The organism is Bradyrhizobium ingae (assembly GCF_055791185.1).
Map to the genome: position 1 here is coordinate 1 of NZ_JBVUBB010000100.1, position 824 is coordinate 824.

Annotated in this window: 1 protein-coding gene; it reads right to left on the minus strand. The window is 67.4% G+C overall.

What is annotated here, in order from left to right; all coding sequences use genetic code 11:
* A partial coding sequence (locus ACV1FX_RS41710) for an AMP-binding enzyme (protein ID WP_473123281.1) occupies positions 1-824 on the minus strand: 824 nt, incomplete at both ends.

Below are 824 nucleotides of genomic sequence, written 5' to 3' on the forward strand. Positions count from 1 at the left end.
TCTTGTTCTGTCGGTTCTTGACGAGATCGTCGACCACGGCGGGATCGGCGAGCGTCGAGGTGTCCCCCAGGCTGCCCGGCTCGTCCTCGGCGATCTTGCGCAGGATGCGGCGCATGATCTTGCCGGAGCGCGTCTTGGGCAGGCCGGGCGCGAACTGGATCTGATCGGGCGAGGCGATCGGGCCGATCTCCTTGCGCACCCAGGTCACGAGCTCCTTGCGCAGGTCCTCGGTCGGCTCGACGCCGGCCATCAGCGTGACATAGGCATAGATGCCCTGGCCCTTGATGTCGTGCGGGAAGCCGACGACGGCGGCCTCCGAGACCTTCTCATGCGCGACCAAGGCACTCTCGACCTCGGCGGTGCCCATGCGGTGGCCGGAGACGTTGATGACGTCGTCGACGCGGCCGGTGATCCAGTAGTAGCCGTCGGCGTCGCGCCGGCAGCCGTCGCCGGTAAAATACTTGCCCTTGTAGGTCGAGAAGTAGGTCTGCTCGAAACGGGCGTGGTCGCCATAGACCGTGCGCATCATGCCGGGCCAGGACCGCGTGAGGCACAGATTGCCTGATGTCTCGCCATCCAGCACCTTGCCGTCGGCATCGACGATCTCCGGCACCACGCCGAAGAACGGCAGCGTCGCCGAGCCGGGCTTGAGCTTGGTGGCGCCCGGCAGCGGCGTGATCAGGATGCCGCCGGTCTCGGTCTGCCACCAGGTGTCGACGATCGGGCAGCGGTCCTCGCCGACGACGCGGTGATACCACTCCCAGGCTTCCGGATTGATGGGCTCGCCGACCGAGCCGAGCAGACGCAGGCTCGCGCGCGAGGTC